Source organism: Halorubrum ejinorense, assembly GCF_039522565.1.
GTDB classification, from domain to species: Archaea; Halobacteriota; Halobacteria; order Halobacteriales; family Haloferacaceae; genus Halorubrum; species Halorubrum ejinorense.
Map to the genome: position 1 here is coordinate 1 of NZ_BAAADQ010000019.1, position 552 is coordinate 552.

Annotated in this window: 1 protein-coding gene; it reads left to right on the top strand. The window is 57.8% G+C overall.

The annotated features are described in order from the left end of the window. Positions 1–154: 154 nt before the first annotated feature. A partial coding sequence (locus ABDZ89_RS16960; protein WP_343781012.1) for a transposase occupies positions 155–552 on the top strand: 398 nt, incomplete at its 3' end.

The following is a 552-nucleotide window of genomic DNA, read 5'->3' on the forward strand; positions in this document are numbered from 1 at the left end:
GCCGAATGTGTCCAAACTACTCTTCCGCTTCGTTAAACAAGCCGCGTCGCTGGCTCAAAAGCGCTGTGCTGCCAGTCCAACGGCGGTGAGTGATCCGACTGGCCACGGATTTCCCGGCTGGAAGCATGTCACGCTCCACTTTTTGCGGGTTCACATGGATGCGACGTACCGCGAAATTGTGGATTGGGCGAGTGAGATGGATCGCGTTCGTGGTCTGTTACAGCTGGCGCGGACGGCATTTCCCGCACCCTCAACGCTGTACCGGTCGTTTGAGAGGGTGCCAATGTCGATATGGCGTGAGTTCCTTCGTGAGTCCGCGAACATCTGCGATCCGGGCTCGCACGGTGCCATCGATGCCACATTCTTCGACCGCGAAACGGCATCGAGACACTACCAACACCGCTCGGATCGCCACATACGCACGCTTAAAACGACGGCACTCGTCGATACGGACTCGTGTGCCATTCTCGATCTTCACTGCTCGGCACACTGGCCTCACGACACACAAACTGGCCGTCGAGTCGCCCTTCGTAACACCGAGAAAATCGAGAG